Source organism: Pseudomonas sp. P1_C12, assembly GCF_056406435.1.
The window spans coordinates 278,975-298,286 of sequence record NZ_JBFUAE010000003.1 but is presented as its reverse complement, the minus strand read 5'-3'; the positions used below and the strand labels follow the sequence as shown (position 1 = coordinate 298,286).

13 protein-coding genes are annotated in these 19,312 nt (G+C 60.3%); 7 read left to right on the top strand and 6 right to left on the bottom strand.

Translation table 11 applies throughout. The features are described from left to right. Nucleotides 1-50: 50 nt before the first annotated feature. The 6 genes from AC1D19_RS06730 to AC1D19_RS06705 all read left to right on the top strand — a co-directional run bounded on the left by AC1D19_RS06730 (nt 51) and on the right by AC1D19_RS06705 (nt 12,983). Nucleotides 51-4,685, top strand: coding sequence for a SpvB/TcaC N-terminal domain-containing protein (locus AC1D19_RS06730; protein WP_477762747.1), 4,635 nt, complete (start codon nt 51-53; stop codon nt 4,683-4,685). Next, a complete protein-coding gene (locus AC1D19_RS06725; protein ID WP_477762746.1) occupies nt 4,682-7,405 on the top strand; it encodes an RHS repeat domain-containing protein in 2,724 nt (907 codons plus the stop codon). Before AC1D19_RS06730 ends, AC1D19_RS06725 begins: the two co-directional genes overlap by 4 nt. Before the next feature lie 99 nt (nt 7,406-7,504). Continuing rightward, nucleotides 7,505-9,271 (top strand): sensor histidine kinase, encoded by a 1,767-nt coding sequence (locus AC1D19_RS06720; RefSeq protein WP_477762825.1) that lies wholly within the window; start codon nt 7,505-7,507, stop codon nt 9,269-9,271. Beyond that, nucleotides 9,265-10,590, top strand: a complete 1,326-nt coding sequence (locus AC1D19_RS06715) for a sigma-54-dependent transcriptional regulator (RefSeq protein ID WP_477762745.1) — start codon at nt 9,265-9,267, stop codon at nt 10,588-10,590. The genes AC1D19_RS06720 and AC1D19_RS06715 overlap by 7 nt, the downstream gene beginning before the upstream one ends. 218 nt (nt 10,591-10,808) lie before the next feature. Then, nucleotides 10,809-12,128, top strand: a complete 1,320-nt coding sequence (locus AC1D19_RS06710) for an MFS transporter (RefSeq protein WP_477762744.1) — start codon at nt 10,809-10,811, stop codon at nt 12,126-12,128. Between the two features lie 231 nt (nt 12,129-12,359). Continuing rightward, nucleotides 12,360-12,983, top strand: coding sequence for a flavin reductase family protein (locus AC1D19_RS06705; protein WP_477762743.1), 624 nt, complete (start codon nt 12,360-12,362; stop codon nt 12,981-12,983). Nucleotides 12,984-12,986: 3 nt separating this feature from the next. Here the strand turns inward: AC1D19_RS06705 and AC1D19_RS06700 are convergent, their stop codons facing one another. Next, entirely contained in the window at nt 12,987-13,217 is a 231-nt protein-coding gene (locus AC1D19_RS06700; protein ID WP_223532182.1) for a hypothetical protein, read from the bottom strand. A 41-nt stretch (nt 13,218-13,258) separates the two neighbouring features. Then, complete coding sequence (locus tag AC1D19_RS06695) at nt 13,259-13,612, bottom strand: putative quinol monooxygenase (protein WP_477762742.1); 354 nt, start codon at nt 13,610-13,612, stop codon at nt 13,259-13,261. 429 nt (nt 13,613-14,041) lie between these two features. On the opposite strand from AC1D19_RS06695, the gene AC1D19_RS06690 reads away from it, so the two are divergent. Next, a complete protein-coding gene (locus AC1D19_RS06690; protein WP_477762741.1) occupies nt 14,042-14,971 on the top strand; it encodes an AraC family transcriptional regulator in 930 nt (309 codons plus the stop codon). A 149-nt stretch (nt 14,972-15,120) separates the two neighbouring features. Here the strand turns inward: AC1D19_RS06690 and AC1D19_RS06685 are convergent, their stop codons facing one another. The 4 genes from AC1D19_RS06685 to AC1D19_RS06670 form a co-directional block, all read right to left on the bottom strand. Then, nucleotides 15,121-16,176 (bottom strand): ABC transporter ATP-binding protein, encoded by a 1,056-nt coding sequence (locus tag AC1D19_RS06685; protein ID WP_477756381.1) that lies wholly within the window; start codon nt 16,174-16,176, stop codon nt 15,121-15,123. A gap of 18 nt (nt 16,177-16,194) precedes the next feature. Next, the gene (locus tag AC1D19_RS06680) at nt 16,195-17,043 is read right to left on the bottom strand and encodes an ABC transporter permease (protein ID WP_477762740.1); all 849 of its coding nucleotides are present in this window, start codon (nt 17,041-17,043) and stop codon (nt 16,195-16,197) included. Continuing rightward, entirely contained in the window at nt 17,040-17,948 is a 909-nt protein-coding gene (locus tag AC1D19_RS06675; protein ID WP_477762739.1) for an ABC transporter permease, read from the bottom strand. Before AC1D19_RS06675 ends, AC1D19_RS06680 begins: the two co-directional genes overlap by 4 nt. 143 nt (nt 17,949-18,091) lie before the next feature. Beyond that, complete coding sequence (locus AC1D19_RS06670; RefSeq protein WP_477762738.1) at nt 18,092-19,195, bottom strand: extracellular solute-binding protein; 1,104 nt, start codon at nt 19,193-19,195, stop codon at nt 18,092-18,094. Between the last annotated feature and the right edge of the window lie 117 nt (nt 19,196-19,312).

Below are 19,312 nucleotides of genomic sequence, written 5' to 3'. Positions count from 1 at the left end.
CTGATAGTTTGAACGCACTCGATGCATTCTCTGTCACGGCGGACACTTCCATGGCGACTGAACAGCAGGGCACCCTCGACATCAACGCCCCCGCCCTCCCAAAAGGCGGCGGCGCCATCCAGAGCATCGGCAAGGGCTGGGGCGCGGTGGGTACCAGCGGTGCCGCGTCGCTGGAGTTGCCGCTGCCGATCAGCAAGGCGCCCAACCGCGATCTGGTCCCGGCCCTGGGTCTGGGTTACAGCAGCGATGTCGGCAACAGTCCGTTCGGCATCGGCTGGCGCCTGACCACCAACGCGATCACCCTGCGCACCACCAAGGGCGTGCCGAAATACGACGGCAACGATCAGGTGGTCGGCCCCGGCGGTGACGTGTGGATGCCCGAGAAGAGTGACGACGGCAAACTGATCTCTATAGCGGTATCCGAGTACAACGGCGTTCAGATCGGCACGCACCATGTCGTGCGCTACTGGCCGCGGGTCGAAGGCGCTTTCGATTTGATCGAACACTGGACCAAAGATGACGATGCTGACAACCCGGCCGGCTTCTGGCTGATCCACGGCGCCGATGGCAGCCTGCATTGCTACGGAAAAACCGAGGCATCACGCCGGGCCGATCCACAAGACAAAACCCATGTTGGCGTCTGGCTGATCGATGAAAGCCTGAACCTGCGCGGTGAACATGTGGTGTACCTGTACCAGGCGGAAGCCGAAGCGCCGGTCGCCCCGCAGTTCCGCGACTACCGCAGCCAGCGTTACCTGCGTCGGGTCTTGTACGGAAATGCCCAGGCCAACGCCAACCTGTATGCATGGAAAGCCAATGGCTGGAAAGACGCGATCTGGAATTTCCATTTGCTGTTTGACTACGGCGAACGCAGTGCCGACCTGACGCAAGTGCCGGTTTACGACCTCCCCGGCATAGAGCGCGGCGAGTGGGGGGCACCGCGCAAGGATCCTTTCTGGAATTACGCCTACGGGTTTGAATTGGGTTCCCGGCGCCTGTGCCGTCAGGTCCTGATGTTTCATCAGTTCACCGAAGAACTGGGCAGCGACCCGTTGCTGGTCCAGCGCCTGCTGCTTGAGCACCGCGAGAGTCCGCTGGGTTACAACCATCTGACTGCCGCGCACATCCAGGCATATGACAATCAGGGCCAGATGGAAAGTCGCCCGCCCATGGAGTTTTTCTACAACCCGTTTGAACTTGATCCCACGCGCGAGGGTTATAGCGAGTTCCCCGAGATGCCGGGGCTCAATGACGGTCAGCGTTATCAACTGGTGGACTTGTATGGCGAGGGCATGCCCGGCGTACTGTTCAGCAGCGACAAGGCCTGGTATTACCGCGAACCGTTGCGCGCCGACAGTGGTGGCAACGACGTGAGTTATGGCGACTGGGAGCGCTTGCCCGGCATTCCCGTTGCCGACAGCAGCAAACCGATTCGCCAGTCCCTCAGCGACCTGACCGGCGACGGCAAGCTCGACTGGGTAATCGCCCGCCCCGGCCTGTCCGGGTTCTTCACCCTCAATCCCGACCGAACCTGGTCGAACTTCGTGGCCTATGCTGCGTTCCCCACGGAGTTTTTTCATCCCATGGCGCAGTTGGCGGATCTGGTGGGTGACGGTCTGACCGATCTGGCGTTGATCGGCCCGCGTAGCGTGCGGCTGTATTCAAGCCGTCGTGCAGTCGGGTTCAGCCATGGGGACAACGTCCCTCATGACGACGACTCGCTTCCCCTGTTGAGCAGTACCCAGACCGAACTGGTGGCTTTCAGCGATCCACTGGGCAGCGCGACACAACATTTGATCCGCATCCGCCACAACGAAGTCAAATGCTGGCCGAATCTGGGGCATGGAAAATTCGGCAAAGGTTTCGTCCTTTGCGAGCTGAATTTCAAATATGCCGAGTTCGATTCGTCTCGGGTGCGGCTGGCGGACCTGGACGGCTCGGGTGCGGTTGACCTGATCTACCTGGAGTCGGACGGTTTCCGGATCTACATGAATCATGGCGGCGAAGGCTTCGAAGAGGACTATGTGAAAATGCCATGGCCGCAAGGCGTGCGTTACGACCGCTTCTGCCAGGTGAGCATCGCCGACCTGCAGGGGCTGGGATGTTCCAGCCTGATCCTGACCGTGCCACACATGGAACCCCGACACTGGCACTACGATTTTGTCAGCGCCAAGCCGTATCTGGTGAATGCCAGCCACAACAACATGGGGGCCGTGACGGGAGTGAGTTACCGCAGCTCGGCCCAGGAATGGCTGGACGAAAAAGCCGAATTGATCGCGGCCGGTAAAGCCCCGGTGTCTCATCTGCCGTTTGCCATGCACCTGGTGAGCCGGCAGACCCAGCTCGATGAAATCACCGGCAATCGACGGACCCAGGGCTACAGCTATCGCCAGGGTTTTTACGACAGTTTCGAACGTGAGTTCCGGGGTTTCGGCCTGCTGTTGCAAATCGATACCGAGGCTTCGGCGGCGGAGCGTTCCAACCCGGGTTTCACCGCGCCGATTCTGAGTAAAACCTGGTTCCATACCGGCCGCGCCATCGACATGCGCGATGACGGTTACTACGACGGTGACACGAACGCAGAGCCGCTGCGCACGACGCTGCTGCACGAGTATCACCTCAGCGACGCAGCGGGACGCGTGATCAGTCCTGATGAAGATCTCGCCCGTGAGATGGCCCGCACCCTCAGCGGTTCAATGTTGCGCGCGGAGGTGTTTGCCGCCGACGACGATCCCGAAACGGCCGTGCCCTATACCGTGCAGGAGAACCGCTTTCTCATTCGCCAATTGCGCCCCAAAGGCAAGAATCACCCCTATGCCGTGTTGCAGTCACTGGCACTGGAAAGCATTGCCTACCAATACGAACCGCAGATGGCGGACGACCCATTGGTGCAGCACACCCTCAATCTGGCGTGGGACAAATTCGGCAGCCTGACCCATGGTTTTGTCGTGCACTACGCCCGGCGCAAAACAGACAAGGACAGCCCGCCCTTCCGCGTCGATCAGCCCGGCGATGAGAGCGATGAAGACTACGAAAACAAATGGTGGCTGGACGCCCACGACGAAGCACAACAGTGTTGGTATCTGACCGAGGCCAAAGCCGAGTATCGGCATTTGGAAGCCCCTGACGGCTGGCGTCTGGGCCTGCCCTATCGTCAGCGCGCCAATGCGCTGGTCCTGGAAAAGGATGAACTCAAACCTGTCGACATCAACCACGAAAACTTCCTGGAATGGGGCGATGACGAAGGAGCCTGGGCAGCCAAAGCGGTGCTGACCGGTTTGTCGCTGCAACGCTATCAGGATCCGGCCACAGGCAAATTACTGGAGCCGGATAACCTGATCTTCACCGCCCTGCCCGACTACCTGGAAACCGCCGAACTGGACGCCACCGCCCTGAGCGCCTACGACAAGCTCAAGGACGAAAATGGCGACATGCCGTTCAACCTCAAGGAGAAACTCGAATCGCCGGAAGTCGGTTACCACATCATGGATCTGTTCTTGCCAGACGCTGTGCAGGGTGAACCCGAAGACCCGACCGATGCCAGGAATTACCTGTGGTCCGTACGCAAAAGCTTCCCCACTTACCACAGTTTGGCAGGGTTCTTTAACGTCGAACAATTCCAGCAAACCAAGAGCCATGGTATCACTTGCGTCGCGTATGACGAGTACTGGTGCCTGAGCACCGCCGTCACCCTGCCGGATGGCTGCACTACAAGCATCCTCGATATCGACTACCGATCGTTCCTGCCGGCAGGCATCATCGACCCCAATCAAAACACCCAGGAAGCCCGCTACAACGCGTTCGGCGAAGTGCTCGTGACCAGCTTCTACGGCACGGAACTGGGCGTCGAGGTCGGTTTCGATCCACTCAGCGATTACCAACCACCGGAAGATCGCTCGCCCGCAGGCGCTATCGCCGACAAACACAACGCCATCGGCAACTACGCGACGGCGACCTTCTCTGCGCCCTTCAGCTGGATGGGCAAAGCTCCCCCGGCAGCTCCCGCGCCCTGGCTGGCCTGGGCCCGCTCCGAAGGTTTTGTATTGCCCGACGGCCATCTTTGCAGCCGGGCGCGTGTACACCTTGAAGGTTTGCAGAACCCTACTGCGAACGAGCGGCAACTCCAGCAATACCTCGACGACGCGCATCGCGAACCGGTTCACATCGTCACCTTGCAGGCCGACCGCTACCCCGGCGACCCGGAACTGCAAATCCGCGCGGCCATCGCCTGCTGGGACGGCTTCGGACGCTCCCTGCAAACCAAGCAAGAGGTCGAACCGGGCCTGGCCTGGGTAGTGAACGACAAAGGCGAACTGGAACCCGACGAAAACGGCCGGCCCAGGGAAGAACAGGCGGCCCGACGCTGGCGGGTCAGCGAACGGGTCGAGTACAACAACAAAGGCGAAACCGTGCGGATCTATCGCCCCTACTTCGCCAGCGCCTACCGCTACATCAACGACGCTTCGATCCGCGAATCGGGTTACCACGACCAGCAGTTCTACGACGCCGCCGGTCGGCCGACACACACTGTGCTGGCGAAAAAAATGTTGCAGGGCAATCCACCAGAAGAAAAACCATTGCGCCGGGAACAACGCTATCGCACCTGGTACACCATTGCGTTCGATGAGAACGACTTGTTTGATCCGCCACCTGCACAACGGCGGTCCATCTGGACACTCCATTGAACTCAAACATCCATTGCCAAACGCCAGCGCTGGCTGCAACCGATGGTCGTGGCATGGCGGTACGGCAAGTGGCCTATCTTCGCGCGGTGGTGTCTGACAATCCCGCCGCGCGAATCTCCACTCAGCAACATGACGCTGCCGGGCGGTTAGTGGCTCAGCGCGATCCACGGTTTTCTTCTACCGCAGCCCGGCCGAACCAGACAGCGTTTTACAGCCTGTCGGGCGCGGCGCTGTTGACTGACAGCGTCGATGCTGGGTGGCGCCTGAGCCTGACGGGTGCAGCCGGACAAGTGCTCGAACATTGGGATGGCCGAGGCAGTCATTGGCAGAACGAGTACGACGAACTGCGCCGACCCATCGCGCTCCATGAATACGCCCAAGGCGTGGACTTACGTACCATCGAACGCCTGACGTATGCCGACAACTCGGCTGAATTCGCCGAACGCAACCAATGCGGGAGTTTGATCCGCCATGACGATTCGGCCGGTACGCTGTGGCTTAAACAAATCGCCCTGAATGGCGGGCTGATCCGCCAGACCCGGCGTTTCCTGCCGGATCAGGCAAACCTGTCAGCCAATTGGCCCGTGACCGAGGCTGATCGCGACCCATTGCTACAACCCGGCGCAGGCTACTCCAGCGAGTATCGATACGGCCCGTCAGGTGAAGTGTTGGAACACATTGATGCCGGCGGTCATCTACGACAGTTCAACTACGACCGCACCGGGCAACTGCAATGCATTGACCTGAGGCTCAAGGGCCAGGCATTGCAGCCGTTGCTCAGAGCGGCCGACTACGATGCCGCAGGACAATTACTCACTCAAATTGCCGGTAACAACGTCACCAGCGTTGCCAGCTACCAGCCTGCAAACGGCCGACTGGAACGCCTGACCGCGACCACCTCGACACACCAGCGTTTGCAGGAGATGAGTTACGAGTACGACCCGGTCGGCAATATCCTGCGGCTGGTGGAGCACACACAGGCGGACAGCTATTTCGACAATCAGCGCGTGGCTGCCGAGAACACCTACACCTACGACAGCCTCTACCAACTGACCAGTGCCAAGGGCCGTGAAACGGCGGATGCCGGGCAGAAACCGGGTTTGCCGGAGCTGATCATCCCGAGCCCCATCGACCCCGGTCGGTTGCTCAACTACAGCGAACATTACGAGTACGACGCTGGCGGCAACCGGACCTTGTTGCGCCATGAAAGTGATAAAAATCCGTTCAGTCGCCTGATGTACGTCGACCCACAAAGCAACCGCGCCTTGCCATGGAAAGAGGGTGAGGACGTTCCCGACTTCAGCCGTCACTTCGATGCAAACGGCAACTTGCAATACCTGGCGTCAGGCGCCCAACCGATGAGTTGGGATGCGCGCAATCAGTTGCAAGGCATCACCACCGTCTACCGCTCGACCGGGCTCAATGACGGGGAATGGTATCGCTACAACGCTGCCGGAGAGCGGGCCGTCAAGTTCAGCACCCGACAGGCCCGCACTGTGACCCATCAAGAGGTTGTCCACTATCTCCCAGGCCTGGAAGTACGCACCACTGGCGGCGACGAAGAATTGCAGGTCATTGACGTCCAACTGTCCCGTGGCAGCGTACGGTGCCTGCATTGGGTCAATGGGCCGCCGGACGATATCGATAACGACCAAGTGCGCTACAGCATCGATGATCACTTGGGCTCCAGTTGCCTGGAGCTGGATCAACTGGCCGCCGTCATCAGTCACGAGGGGTACTACCCCTACGGTGGCACAGCGTGGTGGGCGGCACGCTCGAAGGTCGATGCCGATTACAAGACCATTCGGTACTCGGGCAAGGAGCGGGATGCCAGTGGGCTTTATTATTATGGTGCCCGGTATTGCGCGGGGTGGCTGGGGCGATGGATAAATCCGGATCCGATTGGCTCGATTAACGGTCTGAATTTGTATCGGTTCTGTGGAAACAATCCCATCTGCAGGATCGATCCTGATGGGCGAATGTGGCAGCCATACGATGATGAGGTTCTGAACGAGTTTGTAATGGTCGAACCTGACTTGAGAACTGCCTATGGCCTACCACCGATTGACTTACGGCGCTCAGAGCAAGACGGTGATGAATCAATGGATTATCAAGGCTCGCCCGAAAGCGATCATCCACCGAGTGAGTCCAGCTCAGACTCTGCAAACAGCCCTGCCAGCCCACCTGCGCCAACCGATGACCAAAGTACGGTGCTAGAAATCCTGAATGCAGACCCCTATCGACCCGCTCACTACTGGAACAGCAGGAACCTTCTGGAAAGAACCGATTTTGGTGGCAAGGTATACCGTGCAGACCGGCGTGGCCCTGAAGAGGTACTACGGGATGGATTCAAAGCTTCAGATGAATTCACTGCGGTTAGCAAAATGATCAGCGGTGAAGCCTTGATTGTCGCAGAGACACTCGAGGGAGCCATTTTCTATGCGGCCCAAGAGGGCCGTCCATATTATTTCTATGAAATCGACGCCACTAACGTAAGTGGCGTTTCCCTACTTGAAAACATGGTGCTGAATAATTCGATAATGGTTGAACATCTCAACGCAAATCCTGGTGGCAAGCCATCTGAACAGACCGGACTGGCCAACAGAATGCATGAAGCACACTTGAACCATGATGACCTCAATAACTCCGGGATCCCGATAGTTCCGTTGGGGGAGCTGACAGATGAACTGGAACAAATGCGCCGAAATATGAATCGTTGAAAGCTCAAGGTATCCACTCGGGCGCAGTGAGATGAGATCTGGCGCAAGATAGTCCGCATGCTATCTTGCGCCTCCTATCTTTTGTCCGATTTCCGTTCGATGCTCCCGACCTCCAGATCCCTGCGCCTGGCGCTCTACACCCTATTGATCATCGCCGGCGCCGCCATCGTCGCCACGCTGGCCATGCGCCACGCCGTGCGCCAGTCAATGGTCGAAGACGCGGCCCGTGCCAATCAGCAATTGGCGCTGTACGCCACATCCCTGCATACCCTGATCGAACGTTACCGCGCCCTGCCCGCCGTGCTGGCGCTGGACCCGGAACTGCGCTCGGCGCTCAAGGGGGCGGTGAGCCCAGAGCAGCAGGATGCGTTGAACCGCAAACTGGAAAAGATCAATGGCGCCGCCGAATCCTCGACCCTGGAATTGCTCGACCGCAGCGGCCTCGCCATCGCGGCGAGCAACTGGCGTTTGCCCAGCAGCTATGTCGGTCACAACTACGGTTTCCGCCCTTATTTCAACCAGACCCGCACCCAGGGCACCGGGCGCTTTTATGCCGTTGGCGTGACCAGCGGGATTCCCGGCTACTTCCTCTCCAGCGCGGTCAGCGATGATGGCGGCCAGTTCCTCGGCGCCATGGTGGTGAAACTGGAGTTTCCCGAACTGGAGCGGGAGTGGCGTCAGGGCAGCGACACGCTGCTGGTCAGCGACGCACGCGGGATCATTTTCATCGCCAATCAGCCAGGCTGGCGCTATCGCCTGCTCAAGCCGTTGAGCGACAGCGATCACGCCGAACTCAAGGCCACCCGCCAATACGACAAGCAGCCGCTGACGCCGCTCGAGTTTCAATCGTTGCGGCGCTTCGACGACAACAGTGACCTGACCCGGGTCGATGGCCCGGACGGCAAGGCCGATTACCTGTGGGAATCCCTGCCGCTGAGCACCGATGGCTGGACCCTGCACCTGCTGCGTCGCCCGCAGGTCGCCTTCGAAGACAGCCGCAACGCCGCGCTTGCCGCGGCCGGGTTGTGGCTGACCCTGGTGTTCCTGTTGCTGTTTCTCAACCAGCGCTGGCGCCTGGCGAAAATGCGCCAGCGCAGTCGCGAAGAACTCGAACGACTGGTAGAAGAACGCACCCGCGACCTGCGCACCGCCCAGGAAGGCCTGGTGCAATCGGCCAAACTCGCGGCGCTGGGGCAGATGTCCGCCGCCCTCGCCCATGAAATCAACCAGCCACTCACCGCCCAGCGCATGCAGTTGGCAACCTTGCGCCTGCTACTCGACCACGGCCGCGTCGATGACGCCTACAAGGCGCTCAAGCCGGTGGATGAAATGCTCACGCGCATGGCCGCCCTCACCGGCCACCTGAAAACCTTCGCCCGCAAAAGCCCCAGCGGTTTGCGCGAACGCCTGGACCTGGCGGCGGTGGTGGACCAGTCGCTGCAACTGCTCGACACCCGGCTGCGCGACGAACAGGTCAGCACTGTGCTGCACCTGACCCGCCCGGCCTGGGTGCGTGGCGATGCGATTCGCCTGGAACAGGTGCTGATCAATCTGCTGCGCAACGCCCTCGATGCGATGCAGGACAAACCCTGCAAACGCCTGGAAATCCGCCTCGAAGCCGACGAGCAATTGTGGCGCCTGAGCGTGATCGACAATGGTGGCGGTATCGCCGAAGAGAACCTGTCCAAGGTCTTCGATCCGTTCTTCACCACCAAACCGGTGGGCGAAGGCCTGGGGATCGGTTTGGCCGTATCGTTTGCCATAGTCCACGAATCCGGCGGGCGCTTGAGTGCCGGCAATCATGACAAAGGTGCCGTGTTTACCCTGACCTTGCCCATCGACCTGGAGGTGCATGAAGCATGCTGAACTCAGTGATCGTGGTCGACGACGAAAGCAGCATCCGCAGTGCCGTCGAGCAATGGTTGAGCCTGTCGGGTTTCGAGGTGCAGCTGTTCAGCCGCGCCGATGAGTGCCTGGCGCAGTTGCCCAGGCATTTTGCCGGGGTGATTCTCAGCGATGTGCGCATGCCCGGCATGACCGGCCTGGAACTGCTGGCCGAGGTGCAACGCCGGGATGCCGATTTGCCGGTGATCCTGTTGACCGGCCACGGCGATGTGCCGATGGCCGTCGAGGCCATGCGCGACGGTGCCTACGATTTCCTCGAAAAACCCTTCAGCCCGGAAACCCTGCTCGGCAGCCTGCGCCGCGCCCTCGACAAGCGCCGGCTGGTGCTGGAAAACCGCGCGCTGCACGAACAGGCGGACAACCGCGCCAAGCTGGATGCCACGTTGCTCGGCGTGTCCCGTGGCCTGCAAAACCTGCGTCGGCAGGTTCTCGATCTGGCGGCGCTGCCGGTCAACGTATTGATCCGCGGTGAAACCGGCAGCGGCAAGGAACTGGTCGCCCGCTGCCTGCACGACTTCGGACCGCGGGCCGACAAGCCCTTTGTCGCACTCAACTGCGCGGCCATCCCCGAGCAATTGTTCGAGGCCGAGCTGTTCGGTCACGAGAGCGGCGCGTTCACCGGGGCGTCCGGCAAGCGCATTGGCAAACTGGAGTACGCCGACGGCGGCACGCTGTTTCTCGATGAAATCGAAAGCATGCCCTTGGCCCAACAAGTGAAATTGCTGCGGGTGTTGCAAGAGCAAAAGCTTGAACGACTGGGTTCGAACCAGAGCATCCGCGTGGATCTGCGCATCATCGCCGCGACCAAACCGGACCTGCTCGACGAAGCGCGGGCCGGACGTTTTCGCGAAGACCTGGCCTATCGTTTGAACGTCGCAGAACTACGCCTGCCGCCCTTGCGCGAACGCCGGGAAGACATACCCTTGCTGTTCGAATCCTTTGCCCAAAACGCCGCCGAACGCCTGGGACGTAAATTTCCACCGTTGAGCGGCGCACAGTTGAGTCACCTGCTGAGCCACGACTGGCCGGGCAATGTGCGCGAACTGGCGAACGTCGCCGAGCGTCAGGTATTGGGGTTGGGTGAGCCGGAGCCCTTGGGCATCGAGCCCGGCCAGTCACTGGCGGCGCAGCAGGAAGCGTTCGAAGCGCAATGCCTGCGTGCCGCACTGACCCGGCACAAGGGCGATGTGAAAGCGGTGCTCGAAGAACTGCAACTGCCGCGCCGGACCTTCAATGAAAAGATGCAGCGGCATGGGTTGAGCCGGGAGATGTTCCTGTAGCGTCTGGACTGGCTCCTTCGCTGGCACAGCCAACACTCCCCGCAAGCAAATAGGCAATTTTTCGCTCACCACTTACTTTTAATAAGCGGATTTCCGCTCACCAAAACACCACCACCCCTCTAAACCGGCCCTCTTCCCCTTGGCACAGCTCCTGCTATAGCCCCTGCAGGCTGCGTTTATTCGCGCTCCACAAAAACAATTAAATGAAGGATCCTTCAATGGATAACTCCAACTCCCTGCCGCTTGGGTCGGCTGCCCTGCCGGCCAAAGAAAGAACCACGTCCAGCCGCATCAAATCGATTTTCAGCGGTTCCGTCGGCAACATGGTCGAGTGGTACGACTGGTACGTCTACGCCGCCTTCTCCCTGTACTTCGCCAAGACCTTCTTCCCCAAAGGCGACACCACCGCCCAACTGCTCAATACCGCCGCGATCTTCGCCGTGGGCTTCCTGATGCGTCCGATCGGTGGCTGGCTGATGGGGCTGTATGCCGACAAGGTCGGGCGCAAAAAGGCCCTGATGGCCTCGGTGTACCTGATGTGCTTCGGCTCGCTGCTGATCGCCCTGAGCCCAAGCTACGAAATCATCGGCATCGGCGCGCCGATCCTGCTGGTGTTCGCGCGCTTGCTGCAAGGCCTGTCGGTGGGTGGCGAATACGGCACCTCCGCCACTTACCTCAGCGAGATGGCGACCAAGGAGCGTCGCGGCTTCTACTCCAGCTTCCAGTACGTGACCCTGATCTCCGGCCAGCTCATCGCTTTGGCGGTGCTGATTGTCCTGCAGAACTTCCTGACCACCGAGGAGCTCTACGCCTGGGGCTGGCGCATCCCGTTCGCCATCGGCGCGCTGTGTGCCGTGGTGGCGCTGTACCTGCGTCGTGGCATGGAAGAAACCGAGTCCTTCACCAAGAAAGAAAAAGCCAAGGAAAGCGCGATGCGCACCTTGATGCGTCACCCCAAGGAACTGATGACCGTGGTCGGCCTGACCATGGGCGGCACCCTGGCGTTCTACACCTACACCACGTACATGCAGAAATACCTGGTGAACACCGTCGGCATGAGCATTTCCGACTCCACCACCATTTCCGCCGCCACACTGTTCCTGTTCATGTGCCTGCAACCGGTCATCGGCGGGCTGTCGGATAAAATCGGTCGCCGGCCGATCCTGATTGCCTTCGGTATCCTGGGAACCCTGTTCACCGTGCCGATCCTCACCACCCTGCACACCATCCAGACCTGGTGGGGCGCGTTCTTCCTGATCATGGCGGCACTGATCATCGTCAGTGGCTACACCTCGATCAATGCCGTGGTGAAAGCCGAACTGTTCCCGACCGAAATCCGCGCCCTGGGCGTGGGCCTGCCGTACGCACTGACCGTTTCGATCTTCGGCGGCACCGCTGAATACATCGCGCTGTGGTTCAAGAGCATCGGTATGGAGACGGGTTACTACTGGTACGTTACCGCGTGTATTGCCGTGTCGTTGCTGGTGTACGTCACCATGAAAGACACCCGCAAGCATTCACGGATTGTCACGGACTAAATCAAGCCTCAAGGAAAAGGGGCAGATCTCACCGGGGTCTGCCCCTTTTTATTGAATCAACATAACCCCTTGTGGGAGCGAGCCTGCTCGCGATGGAGTGTCAGTCGGCACCAACTTATCTGATACACCATCGCGAGCAAGCTCGCTCCTACAGAGGGTAGAGTCGACTGGAATTCAGCGGTTCATCCTTGCACTATGAACGCCACCCGAACTACGCCCTGGAATTACTCCATGCCCGACGACATCCACTTCTACGAACCCGCCAACGGCCACGGCCTGCCCCACGATCCGTTCAACGCCATCGTCGGCCCGCGCCCCATCGGCTGGATCTCTTCGCAGAATGCCGAGGGCCACTTGAACCTTGCGCCCTACAGTTTCTTCACCGCCTTCAACTACATTCCGCCGATCATTGGTTTCTCCAGCATCGGGCGCAAAGACAGCCTGAACAACATCGAGCAAACCGGCGAGTTCGCCTGGAACCTGGCCACCCGGCCGCTGGCCGAGCAGATGAACCAGAGCTGCGCCATGGTCGGGCCTGAAGTCAACGAATTCGAATTGGCCGGCCTGACGACCGTTGCCTCGAAGGTCATTCAGGTGCCACGGGTGGCCGAGAGCCCGGTGTCCTTCGAGTGCAAGGTCACGCAGATCATCCAGTTGCAACGGGCGGACGGCAATGTGGTGCCCAGCTGGCTGATCCTCGGCGAGGTGGTCGCCGTGCATATCGCCAAGTGGCTGTTGAAGGATGGGATATACGACACCGCCGCGGCAGAACCGATTCTGCGCGGCGGCGGGCCAGCGGATTATTTCCAGCTGGGGCCTGAGGCGTTGTTCAAGATGTACCGCCCGGGGCGGTGAGAATCACCAGAGCAGGTCGGTGTTTTCCTTGACGTCCTTGAGGCGGGTCAGTTCCTTGGCGGCCGCATCATCGGCCTCGTGAGCGGTCTTGAAGATCTGGCCTTCCAGCACTTTGTGAAAGCGCGGGGCGCCGGCACCGCCCAGCGCTTTGACGGCGATAGCGGCGTGGTAACCACCCTCGCCCGGTACTACAGCGGAAACAGCTTCGAAGTGATCAAAGGCTTTACGTGCCATGTCGCGAATCCTGGCTGGTTGAGAATGCCGTCATTAAACCCTCAACCGGCCAGTTTGTGTACCGCCACTGCGGACTGCCGCAAGGCCTGCGCCGCCGAGACATCCTTGAAGGTGTGGAAATCCAGACTGTTGACCACCAGCTCCTGCACCAGCTCGGCAAAAATCTCCATCGCCGGCGTGCTGAAGTACGCGGTCATGGCCTGTTGATTGCTCCAGAAACCGGACACCAGCCACAATTCCGGATCGCATTGCGAATGCTGCAAGGCAAAGCTCAGGCAGCCTGGCGCTGCGCGGGACGGTTCGATCAGGGCGCTGAGGCGCACACCGAGTTCCGCCGAACGCCCGGCGCGCGCTCGAACGAAGGCCATATGACTGACGGGGATCTGCGTGGACATGTTCAACCCTCCCGGGGAGTCGCGTGGCAGCCGGGGGACGGGCTGCGACAGGATCAAAGGTTAAGGGCCGCGACGCCTGTCTCGTTAGTCGATTCCTGCCGGTGCGTTGCACAATCCTGCGAAACTGCATGGACAGCCTGTAACAAACGGTAAAACCCTGTCACGGTTCTGCCATACGCGTTTTGTGTAGGAGCTGCCGAAGGCTGCGATCTTTTAGACGCTCATCTATAGAATCAAAAGATCGCAGCCTTCGGCAGCTCCTACGGGGTTATCGGCGTTAGTTGAAGCGCGCCTGTGCGTTGGCCGTGTTTGGGAACGAAACCAACCCCGAGCAGAATCAGGCAAGCATCTGACAGGATGTGTCTACCGCTGCGGCTTGCACAAACTTATGCTCTGCCCATTACTCATGCCTTGCCGAGGATGCCTCGCATGTCGTCGTTCGATCACTTTCAAGCCCCGCTGGACACCGACATGGAAAAGCAACGTGCGGAACTGGCGGCGATCATTCGCCGCAACACCGCCGAAGATGGCAGTTATGCCACGGCCATCGGCTCGCTGTTCATGTCACGCCACAGCCAGTCCCACGAGTTCGCCCCGGGGCTGGCGCAACCGGCGCTGTGCATCATGGCCCAGGGGCGCAAGGAAGTTCGGCTGGCCGATGAATACTTCAATTACGACCCGTTGAACTACCTGGTGGTCTCGGTCTCGATGCCGCTCAGTGGACGGGTGGTGGATGTCTCGCCTGAGGAACCGATCCTGGCCCTGCGCCTGGACATCGACCCGACGGAAATCACCGCACTGATCGCCGACGCCGGCCCCCTCGGCGTGCCCACCCGGCCAACCGGGCGCGGGCTGTATGTCGAAAAACTCGACACCGCGATGCTCGACGCCGTGCTGCGCCTGGCACGGTTGCTGGACACGCCAAAAGACATCGCCATGCTGGCGCCGCTGATTCGCCGGGAGATCCTCTATCGCCTGTTGCGCAGCAAACAGGGGCATCGGCTGTATGAAATCGCCATCGCCAACAGTCAGAGCCATCGCATCAGCCAGGCGATCAAATGGCTCAACGGCAATTTTGAACAACCGTTGCGCATTGATGATCTGGCCAAGGAAGTGAACCTGAGCGTGTCGACCCTGCATCACCGCTTCAAGGCGATGACGGCGATGAGTCCGTTGCAGTATCAGAAGCATCTGCGCCTGCAGGAAGCGCGGCGGTTGATGCTGGCCGAAGGGCTGGAAGCTTCGGCGGCGGGGTATCGGGTCGGGTATGAAAGTCCGTCGCAGTTCAGCCGGGAGTACAGCCGGTTGTTTGGGGCACCGCCGTTGCGGGATCTGGCGCGGTTACGGTTATCGGTTTGATCCGGATCCAGTGGTGCGGCTACTGACGCCTTCGCGGGCAAGCCCGCTCCTACAGGGGATTATTGGTGGTCACCACATTGTGTGAACACCGACGGTCCTTGTAGGAGCTGGCTTGCCAGCGATGGGCTGCGCAGCAGTCCTCTGGAAAATCAGGCGCCAAGCACCCGGCACGCCTCCACCGGCAAGGTCACCGACACCGGATGCCCAACGCTCAGGCCAAAGCCCTGGCACGGCGTGCTCAGCGCAGTAAACGACACCCCGGAACACTCCACCGTGGTCTCGATGGTCGCGCCGATATCGCGCACGAACGTCACCTTGCCCAGCAAGCGGTTGCCCGCGGTCGCCTGGGGTGCTGACAGTTGCAGGTCTTCCGGGCGAATCAGCATCTTCACCTTTTCGCCAGCCACAATGCTGCTGCAGATCGGTACTTGCAGCGCATCGCCGCCTGGCAAGCTGACTTTGCCATTACCCAGCACCGTGGCCGGGAAGATGTTGCCCGAGCCGATGAAATCCGCGACGAACTCGTTGGCCGGGTGGCGGTAGATCTCGATCGGTGTGCCCACCTGCTGCACCTTGTGCTCACCCAGTACGACCACGATATCGGCCATGGTCATGGCTTCACGCTGGTCGTGGGTCACCATGATGGTGGTGATGTTCAGGCGCTGTTGCAGTTGACGGATTTCCACCTGCATCGACTCGCGCAGCTTGGCGTCCAGCGCCGACAACGGCTCGTCGAGCAGGAGGATTTTCGGGTGATTGGCAATCGCCCGGGCAATTGCCACACGCTGGCGTTGGCCACCGGACAGCTTGGCCACCGGACGATCAATCATTTGCTGCAACTGGATCAGCTCCAGCAACTCCACCACCCGCGCCTGCTGATCGGCCTTGCTGACCCCGCGCAGTTTCAGCGGATAAGCGATGTTCTCACCCACGGTCATGTGCGGGAACAACGCCAGGGACTGGAACACCATGCCGAAATTGCGCAGGTGCGCCGGGGTGTTGCCGATGTCTTCACCGTCCAGGCGGATTTCGCCGCCGGTCAGGGTTTCAAGGCCGGCAATCATGCGCAGCAAGGTGGTTTTGCCGCAGCCCGAAGGGCCGAGGAAACACACCAGTTTGCCCTCGGGCAAATGCAGGTTTACATCCGTTACCGCGCAGGCCGAGCCGTAATGTTTCTCGACGTTTTCCAGAATCAGACCAGACATGTGAATCACCTCAAGAAATCAGAACGAAACGCCACCTTCACCGACCAGTTTTTCGAGCGCCCAGATCAGGACGAAGTCGATCAACACGATCAGCACGGCAAACGAAAATACGGTTGGGTCGAGCGAAGACACGGTGCGGCTGTACATCCAGATCGGTACGGTCATCACATCGATGGTGTAGAGGAAGTAGGTCACGGTGAATTCGTTGAACGAGACGATGAACGCCAGCAGCATGCCCGCCAGGATCCCCGACTTCATCAACGGCACCACCACATCGACAATCGCTCGCAGCGGTGAAGCGCCGAGCATTTGCGCGGCCTCCTCGACTTCGCTGCCGATGGAGAGCATCGCCGCCGTGCAGTTCTTCACCACGAACGGCAACGCGAGGATCACGTGGGCAATCACCAGACGCGAGGTGGTCATCTGGAACGGCAGGCTGTCGAACACCAGCAGCAACGCCAGCCCCAATACCACCATCGGGAACACCAGGGGCAACGACATCAATTGCAGGGCCACGGCCTTGCCACGGAACTCGCAACGGGTCAGGGCATACGCCGCCGGCACTGCGATGATGGTCGCGAAGACCATGGTCAGGCAGGACACCATCAGGCTGGTGGTCATGGCCTTGCCCAAGCTCAGCACATCGCTGGCGTCCGGCGACACGAAGGTGTGCCAGGCGGCCTTGTACCATTGCAGGCTGTAGCTGCTCGGCGGGAAGTCGAGGTTCGATGCGCCGCTGAACGACATCACGATCATGGTCAGGATCGGCAACACCGCCAGCAGCAGGATGAAACCCGAGAGGATGCCGGCGAACTTGCCGGTCTCACCCGGCAACAGCGACTGGCGCTTCTTGGTCAGGGTACTCATTGCGAAGCCTCCAGCATGCGCCGACGACGGCCAGTGATGTATTCGGACAGGGTCATGATCGCGAGGGTGGTGACGATCAGCACCACACCGGCAGCGGACGCGGCGGGCCAGTTCATCAGCGGGGCGATCTGGTCATGCACCATCACCGCCAGCATCGGCACGCGCCGGCCACCGAGCAGCAAGGGCACCACGAAACTGCTGGCGTTGTAGGCAAATACCAGGGTCGCACCGGTAATGATCCCTGGCAGACTCATCGGCAATACCACTTGGCGGAACACCTGGAAGCGACTCGCACCCAGGGTGGCGGCAGCTTCTTCGTAGCTGCGGGCGACGCCGCGCATGGCGCTGGCAATCGGCAACACGGCCAGCGGGAAGGCGGTTTGCACCAGGCCCATCAACACACCGTTCTGGTTGTACAACAGCATGATCGGGCGCTTGATCAGGCCCAGGCCCATCAGGGTCTGGTTGAGCATGCCGCCAGGGCCAAGGATCACCAGCCAACCGTAGCTTTGCAGCAGCAGGTTGACCAGCAGCGGCAGCAACACCGCCGCAAGGAAGATCCGGCGCACGAATGGCGAAGTCAGGCGTGACATGGTGTAGGCCACCGGGATCGCCAGGATCACTGCGATCACCGCGCTGATCAGCGCCAGGCGCAGGGTCAGCATCAGCGACTTGAGGTAATAGGGTTCCAGCAACTGGGCGTAACTGGCCAGGCTGAACCCGGACCATTCCGCGCCTTTGGTGCCCACGCTCATGCGCAGTACCAGGAGACTCGCGGCAATCAGTACGCCAAGAAACAGCATCGACGGCGAGAGGAAAAGCCAGGCGCGCGTCGTTGGCGAAACACCCCGAGCGGCGCGCACTGGGGCGGCACTCAGCGGATGAGTCAGAGGTTGGTGTTCCATAGCAAAGGGTCTCGTCAATGGAAGATCAGAAACATCTCGCGCCTGGCACCTGTAGGAGCTGCCGAAGGCTGCGATCTTTTGATCTTTTCAAAACCGCCGAAAAGCCAGATCAAAAGATCGCAGCCTTCGGCAGCTCCTACGGATCAGGAAGAAAAGATTTCCGTGTAACGACGAATCCACTGGTCATGCACAGTCGCCAGGAAGGCGTTGTCGTGCATGATCGCCTTCTCGGCAATCTGCTCCGGCGTGAGGATGTACGGGCTCTTGCGTGCTTCGGCGGAGATGATCGCCTTGGCGTTGACCGGGCCGTTGTAGATGTCTTCAGCCATCTTGCCCTGCACCAGCGGGTCCAGAGAGTGGTTGATGAAGGCATAGGCCATGTCGATATCGCCCGGACGGTTCTTCGGCATCACCGACAGCATCAGGTCGGTGTAGAAACCTTCCTTCATGCCGAACGTGGCACCCAGGCCGTAGTTCGGATCGCGGATCTGTTTCGGGAAGAACGCGGGTGCGTACAGACCGCCCATGTCCAGGGAACCGGTGCGGAACAGTTCGGCGATCTGGTTCGGGTTTTCGCCCAGGGTCACCACACGATCTTTCAGCTCGGCGAGTTTCTTGAAGCCCGGTTCGATGTTGTGCTCGTCACCACCGGCCAGTTTGGCGGCGATGATGATCAGGTCCATGGCCTCGGTCCAGTTCGGCGGCGGCAGGAAGATGTTCGGTGCCAATTCTGGATCCCACAGGGCCGCGTAGCTGTCCGGCGCTTGTTTCTGGGTGCGGGTGCTGTAGACCAGGCTGTTGCACCACAGCAGGTAACCGATACCGTGGCCATTGGCGCCGGTGCGGTACTTCTCCGGTACATCGACGAGGTTGGGAATGCGGTTGAGGTCGGGTTTTTCCAGCAGGTTGGCGGCGGCCAGACCTTCGGCACCGACGCCTGCCAGGGTGATGATGTCGTATTGCGGCCGATCACCGCCGGCCTTGAGTTTGGCGACCATTTCCGAGGTACTGCCGGTGCGGTCAGCGATGACCTTGCAGCCGTACTTGTCTTCGAAGGTCGCGGCGATGTTGCGCAGTGCAGCCAGGCCGGTGTCATCGGACCAGGTCAGCAAACGCAGGGTCTTGCCGGCAAAACGTGTGTCGCTGGCATTGGCCTTGATGAACGGCATGCTCATGGCTGCCGCTGCAACCGAGGCTACGCCCACGGTCTTGATGAATTGACGTCTGTTCAGATCATGCTCGCCCATTACGGACTCCCTTTGTTTTTGTAGGTATAAGGCAGGTCGAAACTGTTGCATCCGCGCGACCGGATCAGCGTTAGCCCTCTTATTTTCGGGGGCTTGGCTGAGCCAGCAAGTTCATCC